This window comes from Vibrio sp. 03-59-1, from assembly GCF_013114135.1.
Classification (GTDB): Bacteria; Pseudomonadota; Gammaproteobacteria; order Enterobacterales; family Vibrionaceae; genus Vibrio; species Vibrio cortegadensis.
On the sequence record NZ_VTYA01000076.1, the window covers coordinates 1 to 1054 of the forward strand.

At 40.1% G+C, this 1054-nt stretch carries 1 protein-coding gene; it reads right to left on the minus strand.

Annotated elements, in window-relative coordinates:
- Positions 1-614: 614 nt before the first annotated feature.
- Entirely contained in the window at positions 615-932 is a 318-nt protein-coding gene (locus tag F0249_RS19980; RefSeq protein WP_171757643.1) for a low molecular weight protein tyrosine phosphatase family protein, read from the minus strand.
- Positions 933-1054 lie beyond the last annotated feature (122 nt).

Here is a 1054-nt window from a genome sequence, read left to right on the forward strand (position 1 = left end):
AACTTGAAGTGAAAACGCCGAGTGTTGCGAATCTGTCTTAAATGCCTTGTTAGTTTACCTACATGATGAAGCCAAAGTTTAGCGCCAAGATGCTGAATTAGTTATAATAACTACTGGCTTTGGGCGCAGAAGTAAAACTGAAAACTGCGAAACTCAAACCCAACTAACAAAACGAACTTAGCTAAGAAGCGACATACGCTAAACAACCAAAATTTAAAGATCTCAAACTGACAAAGGATTCATTTGACCAGCCTGACAACCAAGTGCGACAAACCATTTTATGAGCAATATAGTCACCAAGAAAAAGAAACCACACCAAAGAATTATCACGAAAAAGTTAGAGCCAGTAAGTGACTATCCAACCGCGAACACTTCCCATATAGTGCCACCGGAAAGTTCCTGTGATTAGAAAACCAACAGGTGCAAAGCACAATAACCGGACAAGCTCTCGGAATAAAACCCCTTTTCTACTCTTGTAAACTAACGCCCAATTAAGGTGCGACAACGCTGTAACACCCAAGCTAACCCATTGCACCGTAAACACAAATTTCAAACCGGAGTGAAATCGGCAAGCGTTAGGAGTCACTCTTAAATTGTTTGTTATGTGATTAACACTAAAGATACCTTGGAACTTCTCTTTCGAATATTTCGATCAGTTCAGGGTCCATATATTTATATACATCTGGTATTCCTAAACAAACAACTCGCTGCCCGTTCAACTGCTTTCTAAACTTCTTTGCAAGCTTGTTCTTATGAGATTGTTCCATTACAAATATAATATCTGCCCAGTTGATATCTTCTGTTCCCAATGGTGCTTGAGCATCATTACTGATACCTGCTGAACGAACCTCCAGATTGGCGTAATCACCAAAAACAGCTTCGCCTGTCGGACTACGAAGCTTATTGCGACTGCATATAAATAGTAGATTCATAGGTAAATTTCTCGAAATCACATAGACATAATGACCCCCACGAGGTGCTAGCCTCCAATTTCGTGGGTTAGCTTAAAGCCAGAGCCATAATTAGTGTGTCAAACAGCTAAATTTGGAGACTA

What these genes read in the sequence shown, in the direction of transcription:
- F0249_RS19980 (WP_171757643.1), bottom strand. Translation starts at nt 932, where the DNA reads ATGAATCTACTATTTATATGCAGTCGCAATAAGCTTCGTAGTCCGACA.